This window comes from Cryobacterium flavum (genome assembly GCF_900103805.1).
GTDB classification, from domain to species: domain Bacteria; phylum Actinomycetota; class Actinomycetes; order Actinomycetales; family Microbacteriaceae; genus Cryobacterium; species Cryobacterium flavum.
In genome coordinates this window covers 57858-75521 of the sequence record NZ_FNIB01000006.1, presented here as the reverse complement: position 1 = coordinate 75521, position 17664 = coordinate 57858, and the positions used below count along the sequence as shown (strand labels likewise).

At 67.4% G+C, this 17664-nt stretch carries 17 protein-coding genes; 6 read left to right on the top strand and 11 right to left on the bottom strand.

Features of this window, described 5'->3' with window-relative positions; all coding sequences use genetic code 11:
* Positions 1-138: 138 nt before the first annotated feature.
* From BLS91_RS10055 to BLS91_RS10040, 4 genes are all read left to right on the top strand, one after another.
* The gene (locus tag BLS91_RS10055) at positions 139-972 is read left to right on the top strand and encodes an arginase family protein (protein ID WP_092340591.1); all 834 of its coding nucleotides are present in this window, start codon (positions 139-141) and stop codon (positions 970-972) included.
* 210 nt (positions 973-1182) lie between these two features.
* Positions 1183-1971, top strand: coding sequence for a crotonase/enoyl-CoA hydratase family protein (locus BLS91_RS10050; protein WP_092340774.1), 789 nt, complete (start codon positions 1183-1185; stop codon positions 1969-1971).
* A 169-nt stretch (positions 1972-2140) separates the two neighbouring features.
* Positions 2141-3607 carry a dihydrolipoyl dehydrogenase family protein gene (locus tag BLS91_RS10045; RefSeq protein WP_092340590.1) on the top strand — a complete coding sequence of 489 codons (1467 nt, stop codon included), beginning with the start codon at positions 2141-2143 and terminating at the stop codon, positions 3605-3607.
* 9 nt (positions 3608-3616) lie between these two features.
* Positions 3617-3976, top strand: a complete 360-nt coding sequence (locus BLS91_RS10040) for a Fe-S oxidoreductase (RefSeq protein WP_092340589.1) — start codon at positions 3617-3619, stop codon at positions 3974-3976.
* A 67-nt stretch (positions 3977-4043) separates the two neighbouring features.
* On the opposite strand, the gene BLS91_RS10035 is transcribed toward BLS91_RS10040, so the two are convergent.
* Together BLS91_RS10035 and BLS91_RS10030 are read right to left on the bottom strand one after the other, a co-directional pair.
* On the bottom strand, positions 4044-5534 hold the full coding sequence (locus BLS91_RS10035) for a catalase (RefSeq protein ID WP_092340588.1): 1491 nt from the start codon (positions 5532-5534) through the stop codon (positions 4044-4046).
* Positions 5535-5580: 46 nt separating this feature from the next.
* A complete protein-coding gene (locus BLS91_RS10030) occupies positions 5581-6063 on the bottom strand; it encodes a Fur family transcriptional regulator (RefSeq protein ID WP_092340587.1) in 483 nt (160 codons plus the stop codon).
* A gap of 96 nt (positions 6064-6159) precedes the next feature.
* Between BLS91_RS10030 and BLS91_RS10025 the strand changes: the two genes are divergently transcribed.
* Positions 6160-8217, top strand: coding sequence for an MMPL family transporter (locus BLS91_RS10025; protein WP_092340586.1), 2058 nt, complete (start codon positions 6160-6162; stop codon positions 8215-8217).
* A gap of 15 nt (positions 8218-8232) precedes the next feature.
* Here BLS91_RS10025 and BLS91_RS10020 read toward each other — a convergent pair whose 3' ends face one another.
* A complete protein-coding gene (locus BLS91_RS10020) occupies positions 8233-9663 on the bottom strand; it encodes an amidase (RefSeq protein WP_092340585.1) in 1431 nt (476 codons plus the stop codon).
* A gap of 77 nt (positions 9664-9740) precedes the next feature.
* Between BLS91_RS10020 and BLS91_RS10015 the strand changes: the two genes are divergently transcribed.
* A complete protein-coding gene (locus tag BLS91_RS10015; RefSeq protein ID WP_092340584.1) occupies positions 9741-10559 on the top strand; it encodes an SDR family NAD(P)-dependent oxidoreductase in 819 nt (272 codons plus the stop codon).
* Positions 10560-10577: 18 nt separating this feature from the next.
* On the opposite strand, the gene BLS91_RS10010 is transcribed toward BLS91_RS10015, so the two are convergent.
* The 8 genes from BLS91_RS10010 to BLS91_RS09975 form a co-directional block, all read right to left on the bottom strand.
* Positions 10578-11156, bottom strand: a complete 579-nt coding sequence (locus tag BLS91_RS10010) for a GNAT family N-acetyltransferase (RefSeq protein ID WP_174774951.1) — start codon at positions 11154-11156, stop codon at positions 10578-10580.
* Positions 11149-11871: a uracil-DNA glycosylase gene (locus BLS91_RS10005; RefSeq protein ID WP_092340583.1), complete on the bottom strand. Its 723-nt coding sequence runs from the start codon at positions 11869-11871 to the stop codon at positions 11149-11151. The genes BLS91_RS10010 and BLS91_RS10005 overlap by 8 nt, the downstream gene beginning before the upstream one ends.
* 71 nt (positions 11872-11942) lie before the next feature.
* The gene (locus BLS91_RS10000; protein ID WP_092340582.1) at positions 11943-12650 is read right to left on the bottom strand and encodes a Type 1 glutamine amidotransferase-like domain-containing protein; all 708 of its coding nucleotides are present in this window, start codon (positions 12648-12650) and stop codon (positions 11943-11945) included.
* Positions 12647-13210 (bottom strand): phosphoribosyltransferase, encoded by a 564-nt coding sequence (locus tag BLS91_RS09995; protein WP_092340581.1) that lies wholly within the window; start codon positions 13208-13210, stop codon positions 12647-12649. The genes BLS91_RS10000 and BLS91_RS09995 overlap by 4 nt, the downstream gene beginning before the upstream one ends.
* 93 nt (positions 13211-13303) lie before the next feature.
* On the bottom strand, positions 13304-14443 hold the full coding sequence (locus tag BLS91_RS09990) for a bifunctional 2-methylcitrate synthase/citrate synthase (RefSeq protein WP_092340580.1): 1140 nt from the start codon (positions 14441-14443) through the stop codon (positions 13304-13306).
* Between the two features lie 9 nt (positions 14444-14452).
* The gene (gene prpB / locus BLS91_RS09985; protein WP_092340579.1) at positions 14453-15382 is read right to left on the bottom strand and encodes a methylisocitrate lyase; all 930 of its coding nucleotides are present in this window, start codon (positions 15380-15382) and stop codon (positions 14453-14455) included.
* A complete protein-coding gene (locus BLS91_RS09980; RefSeq protein ID WP_092340578.1) occupies positions 15382-16917 on the bottom strand; it encodes an MmgE/PrpD family protein in 1536 nt (511 codons plus the stop codon). Before BLS91_RS09980 ends, prpB begins: the two co-directional genes overlap by 1 nt.
* Before the next feature lie 31 nt (positions 16918-16948).
* The gene (locus tag BLS91_RS09975; RefSeq protein WP_338061566.1) at positions 16949-17662 is read right to left on the bottom strand and encodes a GntR family transcriptional regulator; all 714 of its coding nucleotides are present in this window, start codon (positions 17660-17662) and stop codon (positions 16949-16951) included.
* Positions 17663-17664: the final 2 nt, after the last annotated feature.

Genomic DNA, 17664 nt, shown 5'->3' with positions numbered 1-17664 from the left:
GCTGAGTGGACAACTTTGAGTGGCTGCGAGCCCGTCACACCCACCAAAGTTGTCCACTGAGGCGTCGTTTGACGGAGGAGAAATTCGCTGCTGGCGAAGCGGATGCTTGCGGCCCCGGCGGCTGCGCCATACTGAGGTATGGCTCCCACCTTCGTTGTAGTGCCGCAGTGGCAGGGTTCGATTTCTCCGCGCGCGATGCGCCTGGTCGACGGGGCGGCGGCCATTCAGGGCGACCTGCCGTTCTCGGCCACGCGCCTGGTCGACGTGCCGGTCGAGGCCGGTGATGCGCTCGATACCGGCGTGCACCGGTTCTCCGCGATCGCGCAGGTGCGCGAGCGCCACACCAAGATTTTAAAGGACACCACCGACTGGGCTTTGTCGATCGGCGGCGACTGCGGCATCACGCTGGCCGCGGTGGAGCACGCGGCGCGCACGCATCCGAATGATCTGGCCGTGGTCTGGTTCGACGCCCACCCCGACCTGCACACGCCGGAATCCTCGCCGTCGGGCGGGTTCTGCGGCATGGTGCTGCGCGCGATCAGCGGCGAGGGGCCGACCGAACTCGACCTGCAGGCTTCGAGCACCGTGCCGCTTGAGAACGTGGTGCTGGCCGGCATTCGCGACGTCGACGACGCCGAAGACGTGCTGCTGCACGAGCGCAGCCTGGTGAGCGTGTCGTGCTCGGAGCTGGCCGACCCGGCCGCGCTCGTCGCGGCCATCGCGGCGACCGGCGCCACGCATGTCTTCGTGCACATCGACCTCGACGTACTCGACCCGTCGGCGCTCGACGGCCTGAGCGACCTGATTCCATTCGGACTGAGCGTGGCCGATCTCGGCGGCGCGATCACCGCGCTGCGCGCCGAGTTCACCCTCGCCGGCGCGACCATCACCGGGTTCGCGCCCGCCTCGCCCGAGGCGGCGAACGACGACCTCCCGAGCATCCTGCGCATCATCGGGGCGCTCACGCGCTGAGCCCGGCTTCCCCACAAAGTCAGCGGGCACCGTTGCCGCATAACTCCTGCAATTTCTGGCCGGCTGACGGCGTATCCGTGTCTTTCCGGGCAACTCCGTGGGACCCCACACAAATTGCAGGAGTTATGCCCGGGCGCAGGACCATACAGTCCGGTCAGGACCGCAGGATTTCACACGAGTCAGAATTCACACCAGCCAATGGAGGCCCGCATGACCGACCAGCCCCGCATTCTCACCGAACGCCGCGGCCACATTCTGCTGATCGGGCTGAACCGGCCCGAGAAACGCAATGCCGCCGATTTCGCCCTGCTGCAGCAGCTGTCACTCGCCTACGGGGAGCTGGACCGCGACCCCGAACTGCGCGTCGGACTGATCTACGCGGTCGGCGAGCACTTCACCGCCGGGCTGGACCTCGCCGATATCGGCCCGAGGCTCGGCCCGAACGGACTCGACATGGTGCCGGAGGGCGGCATCAATCCGTGGCAAGTGGATGGCATTTCGGTGAGCAAACCGGTCGTCATCGCCGTGCAGGGCACCTGTCTCACCCTCGGAATCGAGCTGATGCTCGCGAGCGACATCGTGGTCGCCGCGCAATCCACGAAGTTCGGGCAGATCGAGGTGGCCCGGGGAATCCTGCCGTTCGGCGGGGCGACCATTCGGTTTCCGCGCACGGCGGGTTGGGGCAATGCCATGCGCTGGCTGCTCACTGGCGACCTGTTCGACGCCACCGAGGCCCACCGAATGGGACTCGTGCAGGAGATCGTGCCCGACGGCACCCAGGTCGACCGCGCCCTCGAGCTCGCCGACAAGATCGCCGCCCAGGCTCCCCTCGCCATCCAGGCCACCCTCGCCAACGCGCGGTTGGCAGAGCGGGAGGGGGCGGCATCCGCTGAGGCAGCGCTGCAGCCCGCCCTCGCCCGCCTGGTGCAAACCGAGGACTCCCTAATCGGCATGCAGTCCTTTCTCACCCGAACCCCCGCCATCTTCGTGGGCCGCTGACCCCTCCCTTTTGGGACGGGGCCCAGGCCCCGTCCTTGGGCCCAGTTTATAAACTGGGCCCAAGGCCAGAAGGTGGGCCCGGAGCCGCCGAGGCGACCAACTCATTCGCCAGAACCTCGGGTAGGCTACTCCAAACCCGCACACCGCCACCCCCCGTCAAGGAGATTCAATGTCGAGTCAGAGCTACGACGTCATCGTGATCGGCGGCGGCGCTGTCGGCGAGAACGTCGCCGATCGCACCGCGCAGGGCGGCCTCACCACGGTCGTCGTCGAGAGCGACCTGGTCGGGGGCGAATGCTCCTACTGGGCTTGCATGCCGTCGAAAGTGTTGCTGCGCAGCGGCGCCGCCCTCGCGGCAGCCCGCCGGGTACCCGGCGCCGCCGAGGCCGTCACCGGTACCGTCGACGTGCGCGCCGCCCTGAAACAACGCGATTCCATTGCGAGCAATTGGAAAGACGACGGCCAGGCCAAGTGGCTCGACTCCGCCGGCATTGCCCTGGTACGCGGCCACGCCCGCCTTACCGGCATCAAAGAAGTCACCGTGACGCAAGCGGATGGCGCGGTGACCGTTCTCACCGCCACCCACGCCGTCGTCATCAGCACCGGGTCGGCGGCGCTGCTGCCCGATATCCCCGGGCTGACAGACATTGACCCCTGGACCAGCCGGGACGCGACGAGCGCCCAGCAGATTCCACCCCGCCTGGCCGTGATCGGCGGCGGTGTCGTCGCCGCCGAGATGGCCGCCGCATACGCCTCGCTCGGGTCGGCGGTGACCGTCATCGCCCGCAGCCCCCTGCTCGGCGGCCAGGAGCCGTTCGCCGGCGAACTCGTCACCGCCGCCTTGATCGAGAACGGCGTCACCGTGCTCGTCGGGCCCTCCACCACCGAGGCGCACCGCGAAGGCGGCGCTGTCACGCTCACCCTCGACGACGGCAGCACGGTGACAGCCGAGAAAGTACTCGTGGCCATCGGCCGCACGCCGCGCACCCAGGACCTCGGCCTCAACACCGTCGGCCTCAACGGCGGCGACTGGCTCGCCGTCGACGACACGCTGCTCGTGCAGGGCGACTCCCCAACGCTCGCTGGCGACTGGCTCTACGCCACCGGCGATGTCAACCACCGGGCGCTCCTCACCCACCAGGGCAAGTACCAGGCCCGCGCGGCCGGCGATGCCATCGTGACTCGCGCGGCCGGCACCCCGGTCGATAACGCACCGTGGGGCGCTCACGTGGCGACGGCCGACCACGCCGCCGTTCCTCAGGTGACCTTCACCGACCCGGAGGTGGCGTCGGTGGGACTGACCGCGGCATCCGCTGTGAAGGCGGGATATCGCATCCGCATCCTGGACTACGACCTGGCCAACCTGGGTGGCTCCGCGGTGCTCGCAGTCGGCTACGTCGGCAAGGCCCGGGCCATCGTCGACCTCGACCGGGAGGTGCTGCTCGGCGTCACCTTCGTCGGGCAGGACGTCGCCGAACTGCTGCACTCGGCCACGGTCGCCATCGTTGGCGAGGTTCCGATCAACCGGCTGTGGCACGCGGTCCCGAGCTACCCCACTCTTAGCGAGGTGTGGCTGCGCCTGCTCGAGGCCTACGGTCGTCCCGGGTTCACCGAGAACGACGGGCGGAAGAATTAGGCTGAGCGGATGCGCCGCCTCCTCTTCGATTCACCGTTCAGCCGCGCCGGCTTCCTGTACGCAACCGCATTCGGGCTGGTCTGGGGCTCGATCTGGAGCACCGGGCGGGTCGAAAAACGGGCCGGACTGTTCGTGTTTCGCGGCATGCCGCCGTGGACCTTCGGACGCGGCGGCTCCTGTGTGGGCGGCTGCTACCTCACCAACCAGAACGTCACCGCGGCCGTGCTCGAGCACGAGGCCGTGCACAAACGCCAGTGGCAGCGCTTCGGCATGGTCTTTCCTCTGCTCTACGCGGTCGCCGGGCGCAATCCGCTCACGAACCGCTTCGAGATCGAAGCCGGCCTGAAAAACGGCGGCTATATCCGCTAGCGCGAGCGGATGCACGAAACCGCCCGGCCTGCGAACAGGCCGGGCGGTTGTGATCAACCGAGACGTGCTACTTCGCGGCGACGTACTCCGCGTCAACGGCAGCGGCTTCGGCGAACACGGCGAGGTTCGCGCGCAGCTTGGCACCGAGGTCGGTGTCGACGCTAGTCCAGTACCAGATAGCGCGCTCGGTGACCTCTGGACGGGTCACACCGCTGATGGCACCGGTGATGGTGTCGAGGAACCGGGCCTTGGCGGCGTCGTCGTAGATCTCGCGGTACAGCGTTCCGGCCTGGCCGAAGTCGCTGTCTTCACTGCGCAGGGTCGCGGCGGCGCGCAGCAGCGTACCGTCCCCCTCCCAGGCGCCCTCGCCGGCAGCAGCCGGGTCGGCGACGGGGCCGCCGAGGGAGTTGGGCGCGTAGTTCGGCTGGTCGGCTGAGTTGAAGTGGTGACGCTGCGCGCCGTCCTGCGAGTAGTTGTTCACCGGGCTCGTGGGAGCGTTGATGGGCAGCTGCGCGTAGTTGGTGCCCACGCGGTAGCGCTGAGCGTCGGGGTAGGAGAAGATGCGCGCCATGAGCATCTTGTCGGGGCTCGCCGCGATTCCGGGAACGAGGTTGGCCGGCGAGAACGCCGCCTGCTCGATCTCGGCGAAGAAGTTCGCCGGGTTGCGGTTGAGGGTGTGGGTGCCCACCGGGATCAGCGGGAAGTCGGCGTGCGGCCAGACCTTGGTCACGTCGAACGGGTTGAACCGGTAGGTGTTGCCCTGCTCGTACGGCATGACCTGCACGGAGACATTCCAGGACGGGAAGTTGCCGGCGGCGATGGCGTCGGAGAGGTCGCGACGGTAGTAGTCGGCATCCGCTCCCGCGATGAGCTCGGCCTCAGAGCCTTCCATCTCCACGTTGCCCTGGTTGGATTCGAAGTGGTACTTCACCCAGAAGCGCTCGCCGGCCGCGTTGATCCACTGGTAGGTGTGCGAACCGAAGCCGGGCATCTCACGCCAGGAGCGCGGCAGGCCGCGGTCGCCCATGAGGTAGGTGACCTGGTGTGCCGACTCCGGGGAGAGCGTCCAGAAGTCCCACTGCATGGTCGCGTCGCGGAGGCCCGTGCCCGGCAGACGCTTCTGCGAGTGGATGAAGTCGGGAAACTTGATGCCGTCGCGGATGAAGAACACCGGGGTGTTGTTTCCGACGATGTCGTAGTTACCCTCGCTCGTGTAGAACTTCACCGAAAAACCGCGAACATCGCGCCAGGTGTCTGGACTACCCTGTTCGCCAGCGACGCTGGAGAAGCGCTGCAGGGTTTCGGTCTTCGTGCCCGGCTGGAACACGGCCGCGCGGGTGTACTGGGAGACGTCGCCGGTGACGACGAACTCGCCGTGCGCTCCGCCGCCCTTGGCGTGCACGATGCGCTCCGGAATGCGCTCGCGGTTGAACTGGGCGAGCTTCTCGACCAGGTAACGGTCGTGCAGGGCGGTAACGCCGTCGGCACCGACGGTGAGGGAGTGCGCGTCGCTGGCGACGGGCGTTCCCGTCTGGTCTGTTGTGGGCTTGATAGTCATGGTGCTCCTTGATTGTGAACAGCAACGCGAGGTTGTCGGGGGAAGTTTAGGGGGCCAAAGTGTCGGCCTGGCACCGTGCGCAGAGGCCCCAGTAGATGACCTCGGCGGCGCGCACGTCGAAACCGAGCGCATCCGCTGGAGTAAGGCAGGGAGAGTGGCCGACGGCGCAGTCCACGTCGTGCACCACGCTGCAGCGGGTGCAGACGATGTGGTGGTGGTTGTCGCCCACTCGGCGTTCGAACAGCGCGGGCGAACCGGCCGGTTCGATCTTGCGCACCAGCCCGGCGGCGGTGAACGAGGCGAGCACCCCGTAGACCGCCTGCAACGACGTGCCCGGCAGGTCGGAATATACCGCGCCGAAGAGGGCGTCGGCGTTGGAGTGCGGCTTGTCGGTAAGGGCGCGCAGCACCGCCAGCCGCGGCGCGGTCACCTTGAGACCGGCAGAACGGATGCTGTCGGCCAGCGCGGCGGCGTCGGCTGCGGCCAGGCGAAGCCCCGCGTCATCGTGGCTGGCATCGGTCAAAGGCATACTTCGACCCTAGCAGTTGTTTTGATTAATTCAAAACAATCTTGGAGCCTCGTTTACCTAGCTAGGATAGCGATTATCGAGGTTCTGGGAGGAACTGTGCTCGCCATCTCACGCTTCATCACCGGCAAACGCACCGCCTGGGCGGTTCTACTCGGTACCATCATTGCCGTCGGACTGTTGTTCGCCCTGCTTCCGGCTAATGAATCCGCAGATTTTCCGGCCGCCGGGTTGCCGGAAAGCAGCCAGGCCGCACAGGTCACCAAGCTCCTCGCCGAGTTTCCCTCGGCCGATCAGACCGCGGCGATCGTGGTCTGGAGCCGCGACGGTGCCGCGCTAACGCCGGCCGACAAGACCGCGATCACCGCCGCCGCCGAGGAGCTCGGTGCCGCGTCGATCGCCCCCCGGGCAGCGACTCCCCAGTTCAGCGAGGACGGCCAGGCCGCCCTGAGCGTGATGCCACTTCAGGCCGCGACGGCAACGGCCGATATCGAGAACACGGCCACCGACATTCGTTCGACGGCGTCGGCCGGAATGCCCAGCGGTCTGAACGCCTATGTCACCGGGCCGGTCGGTTTTCAGGCGGACATCACCAATGCCTTCGCCGGAGCTGATTTTCGCCTGCTGCTGGTGACCGTGGTCGTCGTGGCTGTGCTGCTGATCGTGACGTACCGCAGCCCGGTGCTCTGGATCGTGCCGCTCGTCGTGGTCGGCCTGGCCGACGGCCTGGCCGGCAAGGTGGCCGGGGCGCTGGCCGAGCCGCTCGGTTTCGCCCTCGACGCGTCGATCTCGGGCATCCTGTCGGTGCTGGTCTTCGGCGCGGGCACCAACTACGCCCTGTTGCTCGTGGCCCGCTACCGCGAGGAATTGCTGCACACCGAGAACCGCAACCAGGCGATGCGCACCGCCGTGACGAGCGCCGGCCCGGCGATCGCGGCGAGCGGCGGAACGGTCGCGCTGAGCCTGGCCACCCTGGTGTTCGCCGAACTGGCTGGTAACCGGGCGCTCGGCATCGCCTGCGCCATCGGCGTGATCATCGCCATCCTGTTCGCCCTGCTCGTGCTGCCGGCCGCCCTCGTAGTGTGCGGGCGCGGGCTGTTCTGGCCGTTCATTCCGCGGGTGCAGGCAGGGGCCGCCGCCCCGCGCACCGGCTTCTGGACCAGGCTCGGCCGAGGCGTGTCGAAGCATCCGGTGATCATCACGGTCGTGTCCGTGCTCGCGATCGGGTCGCTCGCGTTCGGGCTGAACGGCGCCGCCGTCGGGCTGAGCCAGACCGATCAGTTGCTCGGCAACCCGGAGTCGGTCGTTGCACAGGACATCGTGGATGCGTCTTTTTCAGCTGGGCTGACCAGCCAGACCGTTGTGCTGGCGCCGGATGCGGCATCCGCCGACGCCGTAGCGGTCGCACTGAAAACCCCTGGCGTCTCCTCGGCTGTGGCTGGCGAGAACGCCGGCGGCCTCACCCGCATCGATGTCACGCTTGACAGCGAGCCGGGCAGCGACCAAACCTTCACGGCCATCGCCGCGCTGCGCACCGAGTTAGCGGATGCCCCGGCCGCGGTGTCGCAATCGCTGGTCGGTGGCAGCGATGCCACGGCCCTCGACACGAAAACCACGGCCGAACGCGACCAGGACCTGATTCTGCCACTGATCCTCGGCATCGTCTTTCTGATTCTGGCGCTGCTGCTGCGCTCGCTCGTGGCGCCGGTGCTGCTCATCGTGACCGTGCTCGGCACCTTCTTCGCCAGCCTCGGCGCCTCGAACCTGATTTTTCAGAACCTGCTCGGTTTCAAGGCCTTCGACACCAACGTCGTACTGTTCGCGTTCCTGTTCTTGGTGGCACTCGGTGTGGACTACAATATCTTTCTGACCACCAGGGCCCGCGAAGAGGCCAAACGCTACGGCACGCGCGAGGGCATGGTGCGGGCGCTCTCGTCGACCGGCGCGGTGATCACGAGCGCCGGAATTCTGATCGCGGCGGTGTTCGCCGTGCTCGGGGTGCTTCCCGTGGTGGCCCTCACCCAGATCGGTGTGATCGTCTGCATCGGGGTGCTGATGGACACCCTCGTCGTGCGCACCGTGCTCGTGCCGGCGCTGGTGTTTCTGGTCGATGACCGGTTCTGGTGGCCGTCGCGGCCGGTGTCCACCCGACAGTAGCCCCGGCTGCCAGGGTTACGCCGGCTCGGGCGGCACCCGATCCTGCCAGCGGATGCGCCGCTCCAGCTGCGCGCCGAGCGCGAGCAGCGTGGCCTCGCCGCCCGGCCTGCCGATGAGCTGCACGCCCATCGGCAGGCCGTCGTCGGTCTGGTGCACCGGCAGCACGATGGCCGGCAACCCGCTCACGTTGATCATCGAGGTAAACGGCGTGTACTGCACCTGCTGGGCGAAGTTGGCCTCGGCGTCGTCGGCGTCGTACCAGCCGACCGGTCGCGGCGTCAGGGCCATGGCCGGGGTCAGCACGGCATCGAATTTGGACAACTGGTGAATGAACGACCGCTCAAACGCGGTCAGTGCGGCGAGCGCCTCGGCCAGGTCGCGGGCACCGAGCGCGCGGCCGCGGGCCAGCAGCCACTGGGTCAGCGGTTCGAGCAGGGCGATCTCGGCCTCGGTTTCAGCCGGGATACCGGCAGCTCCGGCCTGCCAGATGGTGCGGAACGCCGGCACGTAGCTGGCGTCGGGCTTCAAAGCGGTCTCTTCGAGCCCGTGGTGCAGGGCGGCGAACCCTGCGACGGCCAGGTCGAGGGCGGCTTGCGCTTCGGGGGCGATCGCTATGGAGTAGTCGTTATCCCAGGCCGAGGTGGTCATGACGCCGAGCTGAAACCGGCCTTCGCCGCGCACCGCCGCCGCGAGCAGCGGCGTTTCATCGCCGGGGGCGCGCAGGGCGTAGTGGTGGTCGGGGTGACCGTCTCGGGGAGCGATCATGGCGTCGAGCAGCAGCGCGGCATCCGCTACGGTGCGGGCGAGCGGGCCGCCGACCGGGAGGCCGCCGAGCTTGTCGATGCCGGAGGCGGCGGGCACGCGCCCGCGGCTCGGCTTGAGCCCGACCAGTCCGCAGGCGGCAGCGGGAATGCGAATGGACCCGCCGCCGTCGGAGCCGGGCGCGAACGGCAGCAGCCGGGCGGCGACCGCGACGGCGGCGCCGCCGCTGGATCCGCCGGCACCGAGCGCGAGGTTCCACGGGGTGCGCGCGGGCGGCGCTGCGAGGCTTTCGGTGTAGGAGGCCAGGCCGAATTCGGGGGTGTTGGTCGTGCCGAGGCTGACCCCGCCGGCGTTGTCGAGCGCCTGAACGAGGTCGTCGGACTGGTTGGGTACGTAGCCGTCGAACAGGCGCGACCCGAACCCGGCGTGTACCCCGGCGCGCAGGTACAGGTCTTTATCGGCGAATGGGAGACCCCAGAGCGGGGCGGTGCGGGGCATCCGTTCTTCGACGAACCGGGCCCTGGCACGAGCGGCATCCGCGGTGACGGTGACGAAAGCGCCGAGCGCCGGGTTGAATTTCTCGATGCGCCCGAGGTAATGCTCGGTGAGTTCGCTCGGGCTGATTTCGCGGCTCTGCAGGGCCTGCCATTGTTCCAGGGCGGTCAATTCGTGTGGATCAGCCATGTGCCGAGCTTAGTTCGACCGGGACCGGCGGGCAGCCAACACTGGTTATGCACGCGCAGTAAGGCTAGCCTCAAGCCATGGCCAGCGCTTTGTACAACCCCATCGGTACCACCGCGCTTATCACCGGAGCGTCGAGTGGACTCGGGGTCGGATACGCCCACAAGCTCGCCGAGCGCGGCGCGGATCTCGTTCTCGTCGCCCGTCGTCAGGCCCGCCTCGAAGCCCTCGCTGTCGACCTGGCCGAGAAATACGGCACGGTCTCCACCGTGATTCCGCTCGATCTCACCGAAGCGGATGCCGTCACCGAGCTGGTGCGCGACCTGCGCGAGCGTTCGATCACCATTGGCACGCTCGTGAACAATGCGGGCTTCGCGACCTTCGGCACCGTGCTCGACTCCGACGAGAAGCGGGAACGTGAGCAGGTGGCCCTCAACGTGCACGCCCTGACCGCGCTGACCCACGCTTTTCTGCCCGACCTGGTCGAGACGGCCTCGCTGAATCCGCACACCGCGGCGCTGGTGAATCTGGCCAGCACGGCGGCGTTCCAGCCGGTGCCGCGCATGGCGGTCTACGGAGCGACCAAGGCGTATGTGCTCAGTTACACCGAGGCGGTCAGCTACGAGACCAGGGCCAGCGGCCTCAAGGTGACCGCAATCTGCCCCGGCCCGGCCGACACCGAGTTCTTCGAGGTCGCCCAGACCAGCGGCGGCAAGAAGGGGACGCCGCTCACCGTAGAGGAAGTCATGCGCGCCTCTTTCTCTGCGCTCGACCGCTCGGTGACGCCTTCCGTTGTGCTGGTCGGAACGCGCAACGCCGTGCTCGCGCGGGTCGCGAGCATCTACCCCCGCCGCGCGGTGCTCAACGCGGTGGGCCGCCTGAACACCCCCCGCCTCTGACAGGTCGCGAGAGAGGGGCTACTTCAGGCTCTTCTGCAGCAGAATCGTGCCGAGCCAGCGCTCGAACTTGAAGCCGACCTTGCCCATGCGGCCGATCTCCTCGAAGCCGAAGTCGCGGTGCAGCTTGATCGAGGCATCCGCTCCCTGGTCGGCGATGACGGCGATGATCTCTTTCAGGCCGGCCGCCTTGGAGCGTTTGATCAGCTCGCCGAGCAGCTCGCGCCCGAGACCCTTGCCCGTCGATGCGGCGCCGAGGTAGATCGAGTTCTCCACCGTGAAGCGGTAGGCCTTCTTCTGCTTCCACGGGCTGACCAGGGCATACCCGAGAATCTGGCCGGCCGGCGAGACCGCGACGATGAACGGCATGCCCTGCTTGTTCAGGTAGTAGAACTTGTCGCGCCACTCGGCGAGCGTCATCGCATCCTCGTCGAAGGTGACGGTGCTGTTGGCCACGTAGTAGTTGTAGATCTCGCGAATGTGCGGCAGATCGGTCGCCCGCACCTCGCGCATCTCGTATTCGAACGATGCCTCGGCGGCAACTTCCGGCCGCAGGTGGCGGGGCAGCCGACGACGAGGCTCGTATTCTTCCTCAAGCACCGGGCACTCCCCTTTCTGGTTGGTTCCAGATTACCGGAAGCTCCCAGGCAACCGGAGCCGCCCCCTGCTCGGTGAGCAACCGGTTGGCCGCGCTGAACGGGCGCGAGCCGAAGAATCCTCGCCGGGCTGACAGCGGGCTCGGGTGCGCCGATTCGAGCACGGGTGTGTCGCCGAGCAGGGACGTGAGCGCTGCGGCATCCTTGCCCCACAAAATCGCCACGAGCGGATGTCGCCGCCCCACCAGGGCGCGAATGGCTTGGTCGGTCACGGTTTCCCAGCCGTGCCGCCGATGCGAACCGGCAGCGCCGGCCCGCACGCTGAGCACTCGGTTGAGCAGCAGCACGCCCTGGTTCGACCAGGCGGAGAGGTCGCCGTGCTCGGGGCGCGGCAGGCCCAGGTCGGTGCCGAGTTCGGTGAAGACGTTGCCGAGGCTGCGCGGAACGGGCCGCACGTCGGCATTGACGGCGAAGGCCAGACCGATTGGATGCCCCGGAGTGGGGTACGGATCCTGCCCGACGATGAGCACCCGCACGGCGTCGAACGGCTGCCGGAACGCACGCAGCAGGTGCTCCGGCGCTGGTAACACCTCGTGGCCGGCGGCCCGTTCGCTCGTCAAAAACTCGGAAACCCGAGCCAGGTCATCGGCCACGGGCGCGAGTGCTCGCGCCCACCCCGGGTCGATCTCACCGCTGGCCGCAAGGGCGTCGAGGTTCACGAGCGCACTGCGCAGCGGCGCGTGCGCGGAAGCGGGCGTATCCGCTGAATTACCGCCATCAGGTGGGCAGATCAGGCACCGATGGTGCTCACGAGCACGCCGCCATCGGCCTGGCTGACGTTCCAGACACTGCCGGCTCCGAGCACGCGGAGGGCCCCCTCGCCGACCACGAGCACGGTGTTCTCGTCGATGGCGAGGCCGCCGTCGATGAGGCCGGCCTCGGTCGCGGCGATCAGGCGGGACAGGCTGCCGGACTGGGCGGCGTGCACGTCCACCGTCACGTCGAGCAGTCCGATGCCCTGGGCGAGGGTGATCTCGTCGAGGCCCTCCGACACGTCCTGGGGCGTGACCTCGACGCCGCCGATGCGCCAGCCACCGATCAGGGCGCGTTCGGCGGCGATCATGGCGCCGGCCGAGAAACCGAGGTAGGGCACGCCGGCCGATACCTGGCGGCGAATCTCCCCAGCGATCGGCAGCAGTGCGGCGAGATAGTCGGGGGTCACGCCGCCGCCGATGATGATACCGTCGACCGCGGACACGGAGGTGAGGGCCGCGACGTCGCCGGGGGCGAGCACGGTCAGTCGAGCCTCGGCGGTAAGCCCGAGAGCAGCGGCCAGTTCTTCGGCGTGGGCTGAGCCCGGGCCGACGGTGATGATCGCCACGATCGGTTCGTCGCGGTCGGCTGTGAAAGCCTGAGCCGTGACCTCGGACAGGAACGTCGCGAAGACCGGAAAGTCGCTCTCGGCGTCTCCCCCGCCGCCGACCAGGTGCACGCTCATGCGGGCACCCCATCCGTCAGGTCGGCGAGCGCTTCGGGCGCAATATCCTCGGGCGCACCCGGCACCGGCGGCAGCGCCGACCAGGGGAACACGATCCACCTGTCGGTTTCGCGCCAGGTGAAGTCGGGCACGTGCACGGTGCGCGGCTTGGTGTAGAGCGTCGCGGTGCGCACCTCCATGGCGGTCTCGCCAAGCAGGCGCATGACGAGCGCGAGGGTGTGGCCGGAGTCGGAGACGTCGTCGACCAGCAGCACCCTCTTGCCGGCCAGGGCCGGTGCGTCGAGCATCGGCGCCGACAGCACCGGCTCGGGCAGGCGCTCGTCGACGCCGGTGTAGAACTCCACGTTGATGCTGCCGCAGTTCTTGGTGCCGAGCGCGTAGGAGATGGCACCGGCCAGCAGCAGGCCGCCGCGGGCGATGGCGATCACGACATCCGGGTGAAAACTGCTCTCCCGCACTCGGGTCGCCAACTCGCGCGACGCTTCAGCGAAGTCGGTCCACTGCAGAATTTCGCGGTCAATAGCGGGCGAAGTGGGCACGGCCTCGGCATCAAGTGTCATTCATCAATGCTAGCTAGATCCCGACCCGTTACGCACACAGCGGATGCCGCGCTGCCAGCTGGCAGCGCGACATCCGCTCTGAAAAGAACAGCGCTACGGCACCTGCCGCTGATTGACGCCGTTATAGGCCGACAGCGGACGAATGAGCGCGTTGCTCTTCTTCTGCTCCATAATGTGCGCGGTCCACCCGGTGATGCGCGCCGCCACGAAGATCGGTGTGAAGGTGAGGGTGTCGAACCCCATCAGGTGGTACGCCGGGCCCGAGGGATAGTCAAGGTTCGGCAGAATCGCCTTGCGGTTCGTCATCGCCGTCTCGAGGGCTTCGTACAATTCGAGCAGTTCCGGCTTCTGGTAATGCTCCACGAGGGTGACGAGCGAGGCCCGCATCGTCGGCACGCGCGAGTCGCCGCTCTTGTAGACGCGGTGCCCGAAGCCCATGATCTTGCGCTTCTCAGCGAGCGCCTTCTCCAGCCACGGTTCGGCCCGCGCCGCCGATCCGGCTTCGAGACCGATCTCGGCGAACGTATGCATGACGGCCTCGTTCGCGCCGCCGTGCAGTGCACCCTTAAGAGCCCCGACCGCCCCGGTCACGGCCGAGTACAGGTCGGACAGGGTGGACGTGATGACCCGAGCGGTGAAGGTCGACGCGTTGAAGGAGTGCTCGGCGTAGAGGATCATCGACACGTCGAAGGCGTTGACCACGACGAGTTCCGGCACCTCGCCGAAGGCCATGTGCAGAAAGTTCGCCGAGTAGCCGAGATCGTCGCGAGGCTCGACCAAATCGAGGCCGTGCCGGCGACGCTGGTCGTAGGAGACGATCGCCGGCAGCTGGGCGAACAGACGAATTGATTTGTCGAGGTCGGATTGGGTCGACGGATTCTCGGCGTCGGGGTCGCTCGCACCGATGACGCTCACCGCGGTGCGCACGACATCCATCGGGTGCGCGGTCAGCGGCAGCTCGTCGATGATGCGCTTGACCACCGGGCTCATGTGCCGCAGCGAACGTTCGAGTGCCTCGAAGTCGGCGAGCTGTTGGTCTGTGGGCAGTTCGCCATGCCAGAGCAGGTAGGCGACCTCTTCGAAGCTCTTCTTCGCCGCGAGTTCCTGCACCGGGTAGCCCCGGTAGAGCAGCGAGTTGGTCTCCGGGTTGACCTTGGAGACCGCGGTCGTGTCGACGACGACGCCGGTCAGTCCCTTATAGATGTGTGGTTCGACAGTTTGGGTGTCAGACATTGTGCTCCTTTAGGCCTGCGTCGAACTGGGCGTCGAAATGTGCGGGTTCAACGTGAAATCGAAGATACCCGAATCAAACTGACTGTACGACGCATAATCGAGCAACTCGTACAGGTCCGCGCGGTGCTGCATTTCCGGCAGCATCGTGGTGAGCGAGCCGGTCTCTTCGATCGCGTCGAGTCCGCGGGCGGCCGACCCCATGGCGAGGCGCAGCAGCGACACCGGAAAGATCACCAGGTTCATGCCCACGTTTTCGAGCTGCTGCACGGTGTACAGCTCGCCCTTGCCGAACTCGGTCATGTTCGCGAGGATCGGCACCGACACCGCAGCGCGAATCGTTTCAAACTCGGCCAGGCTGCCCATCGCTTCGGGAAAGATCGCGTCGGCCCCGGCATCCTGCAGCTGTTTGGCGCGCGTGACGGCCGCGTCCAGCCCGTCGACGGCACGGATGTCCGTGCGCGCCATCACGAGAAAGTTCGGGTCCCGCCGCGCGTCGACCGCTGCGCGGATGCGTTTGATCGCGGTGTCGGCATCCACGACCTGCTTGCCGTCGAGGTGACCGCAGCGTTTCGGGTTGATCTGGTCCTCGATGTGCATGCCGGCCAGGCCGGCGTCTTCGAGGGTCTGGATGGTACGGGCCACGTTCATCGGTTCGCCGAACCCGGTGTCGGCGTCGACGATCGCCGGCAGGTCGGTCATGCGGGCGATCTGCTGCGACCGGCTGGCCACCTCGGTGAGGGTGGTCAGGCCGATGTCGGGTAGGCCGAGGTCAGCCGAGAGCACGGCGCCCGAAATGTAGACGCCCTCGAACCCCTTCTGCTGAATGAGCTTGGCAGACAGCGGGTTGAACGCGCCGGGGTAGCGCAAAATCTTGCCGCTTTTTAGGCCCTGGCGCAGGGCAATCCGCTTGTCGGCGGCGGTCGTGCCGGCGTACAGCATTAGAAGATTCCGTTCGGCGTGGCGACCCCGGAGAGCAGTCCGGGCTTGGCCACGATGGTCAGGCCCCCGAGGTCGGCAGCACCAAGCTCGGGCAGGCGCTGGGCCAGCGCGAGGAAGCGTTCGATCTCGGACACCTCCATCACCGGCGCGGCCAGGGTGCGGAACTTGTTGATGTACTCCGCGCGGGCAAACGGGCGAGCGCCAAGTGGATGCGCGTCGGCGACGGCGATCTCGTCGACCAGGCGGGTTCCATTGGCCAGTTCGATCTCCACGCGACCGCCGAAGGCCTTCTCGGCCGGGTCGAGGGAGTGGTAGCGACGCGTCCACTCCGCATCTTCGGTCGTGGTGACGGTGTTCCAGAGGGCGATGGTGTCGGGTCGACCCGCGCGCTCGGGGCTGTAGGAATCGACGTGGTTCCAGGTGCCGTCCTGCAGCGCCACCGTGAAGATGTACGGAATGGAGTGGTCGAGGGTTTCGCGGCTCGCGGTGGGGTCATACTTCTGCGGGTCGTTGGCGCCGGAGCCGATCACGAAGTGAGTGTGGTGGCTGGTGTGGATCACGACGCTCTCGATCGCACCGGCCACGAGCAGCTCCGGGTGCTCGTTGTGTAGCTTGCGAGCGAGATCGATCCAGGCCTGCGCCTGATACTCGGCCGAGTGCTCCTTGGTATAGCTGTCCAGGATCGCGCGCTTGATGCTTCCGGGTTTGGGCAGCGATACGTCGTAGGAACCCTCCGGTCCGTCGAGAAGCCAGGCGATGACGCCGTCTTCGCCCTCGTAGATGGGCGTTGGGCTGGTCTCGCCGCGCAGGGCCCGGTCAACGGCCTCGACGGCCATCTTGCCGGCGAATGCCGGGGCGTGCGCCTTCCAGCTGGAGATCTCGCCCTTCCGTGACTGGCGGGTTGCGGTCGTGGTGTGCAGCGCCTGGCCGACGGCCTGGAAGATGATCTCCTTGTCGAGGCCGAGCAGGGTGCCGATGCCGGCGGCCACGGACGGGCCGAGGTGGGCAACGTGGTCGATCTTGTGGGCGTGCAGGCTGATCGACTTCACCAGGTCGATCTGAATCTCGTAGCCGGTGGCGATGCCGCGAATCAGGTCGCCGCCGGTCAGGCCGCGAGAGGCGGCGAGGTGCTGGGCGACGGCGGTGATCGGGGGGATGTTATCACCCGGGTGCGAGTACTCTGCGGCCAGGAACGTGTCGTGATAGTCGAGTTCACGCACGGCGACGCCGTTCGCCCAGGCTGCCCATTCGGGGGACACCCGGCGAGCCGGCGCGAGGCCGAACACGGTCGCGCCGTCGCCACCGTTGGAACGCGGGTGCGAGAGTGCCTGCGAGCGAGCGGCGATCACTGGACGACGGGTCAGGCTGGCCGCGGCAACGGAGGCGTTGTCGATGACGCGGTTGATGACCATCTCGGTCACTTCCTCGGAGACCAGAGCGGGGTCGGCGGCGACCTCGGCGATCTTCCAGGCCAGCTGGTCCTCGCGGGCCAGATTCTCGTCGCTCTTGTGAACTCGAACGTGGTGCAGTTGCACGGTGGATCCCTTCGTTAGTCGGCCGGAGTCGTTAATCGACAAGAGCCGGATTGACACCAGTTGCCGAGTCCTCGTCGATCGTCGCGAGGACGCTCAAGAGGCTTTGGTGAAGATGAATATGGGTGGCATGGGCTGCCAGCGACGGGTCGCCGGCGATGATGGCGTCGATAATCAGCAGGTGCTCGGACGCTGCGGCACGAAGCCGCATCGGATTTCTCCGGGCCAGCCGACGGATACGGGCCAAGTGGGTGCGTACGGCGCGCAGGGCGCCGACGAGAAAGGGGTTTTCAACGGCCGCGTCGACGGCATCTTCGAGTTCGTCGATCAGCACGTAGTAGCGGTGCACACCGATATCGCCCTGGTCCAGCAGCTCCGGCGCCGTCACAAACGCGTCGCGCAGCTTCAGGAACGGTGCGGGTTCGCGCCGAGTCGCGGCCAGGCGGATCGCCTGCACCTCGAGCGCCTGGCGCAGTTCGTACAGTTCGGAGATGCTGTCGACGGAGATGTCGGTCACTTCGAAACCGCGGCCGCGACGGCCGACAACGAGACCGTCGGCGATCAACCGGGCGACCGCTTCGCGCAGCGGGGTGCGGGAGACGCCGATGCGCTCGGCTTGTTCTACTTCGAGCAGGGCAGCGCCGGGGGCGAGGAGGCCGTTGAGAATCTCCCCGCGCAGCTGACGGTACGCCCGCTCGCTAGCTCGAAGCGGTACGTCTAACCCCAACATTGCGGTTTCTGTATACACAA

What these genes read in the sequence shown, in the direction of transcription:
- prpB (WP_092340579.1), bottom strand. Translation starts at nt 15,382, where the DNA reads ATGCTGTACGCCGGCACGACCGCCGCCGACAAGCGGATTGCCCTGCGC.
- BLS91_RS09990 (WP_092340580.1), bottom strand. Translation starts at nt 14,443, where the DNA reads ATGTCTGACACCCAAACTGTCGAACCACACATCTATAAGGGACTGACC.
- BLS91_RS10050 (WP_092340774.1), top strand. Translation starts at nt 1,183, where the DNA reads ATGACCGACCAGCCCCGCATTCTCACCGAACGCCGCGGCCACATTCTG.
- BLS91_RS10020 (WP_092340585.1), bottom strand. Translation starts at nt 9,663, where the DNA reads ATGGCTGATCCACACGAATTGACCGCCCTGGAACAATGGCAGGCCCTG.
- BLS91_RS10035 (WP_092340588.1), bottom strand. Translation starts at nt 5,534, where the DNA reads ATGACTATCAAGCCCACAACAGACCAGACGGGAACGCCCGTCGCCAGC.
- BLS91_RS10055 (WP_092340591.1), top strand. Translation starts at nt 139, where the DNA reads ATGGCTCCCACCTTCGTTGTAGTGCCGCAGTGGCAGGGTTCGATTTCT.
- BLS91_RS10030 (WP_092340587.1), bottom strand. Translation starts at nt 6,063, where the DNA reads ATGCCTTTGACCGATGCCAGCCACGATGACGCGGGGCTTCGCCTGGCC.
- BLS91_RS10000 (WP_092340582.1), bottom strand. Translation starts at nt 12,650, where the DNA reads ATGAGCGTGCACCTGGTCGGCGGCGGGGGAGACGCCGAGAGCGACTTT.
- BLS91_RS10015 (WP_092340584.1), top strand. Translation starts at nt 9,741, where the DNA reads ATGGCCAGCGCTTTGTACAACCCCATCGGTACCACCGCGCTTATCACC.
- BLS91_RS09995 (WP_092340581.1), bottom strand. Translation starts at nt 13,210, where the DNA reads ATGACACTTGATGCCGAGGCCGTGCCCACTTCGCCCGCTATTGACCGC.
- BLS91_RS10045 (WP_092340590.1), top strand. Translation starts at nt 2,141, where the DNA reads ATGTCGAGTCAGAGCTACGACGTCATCGTGATCGGCGGCGGCGCTGTC.
- BLS91_RS10040 (WP_092340589.1), top strand. Translation starts at nt 3,617, where the DNA reads ATGCGCCGCCTCCTCTTCGATTCACCGTTCAGCCGCGCCGGCTTCCTG.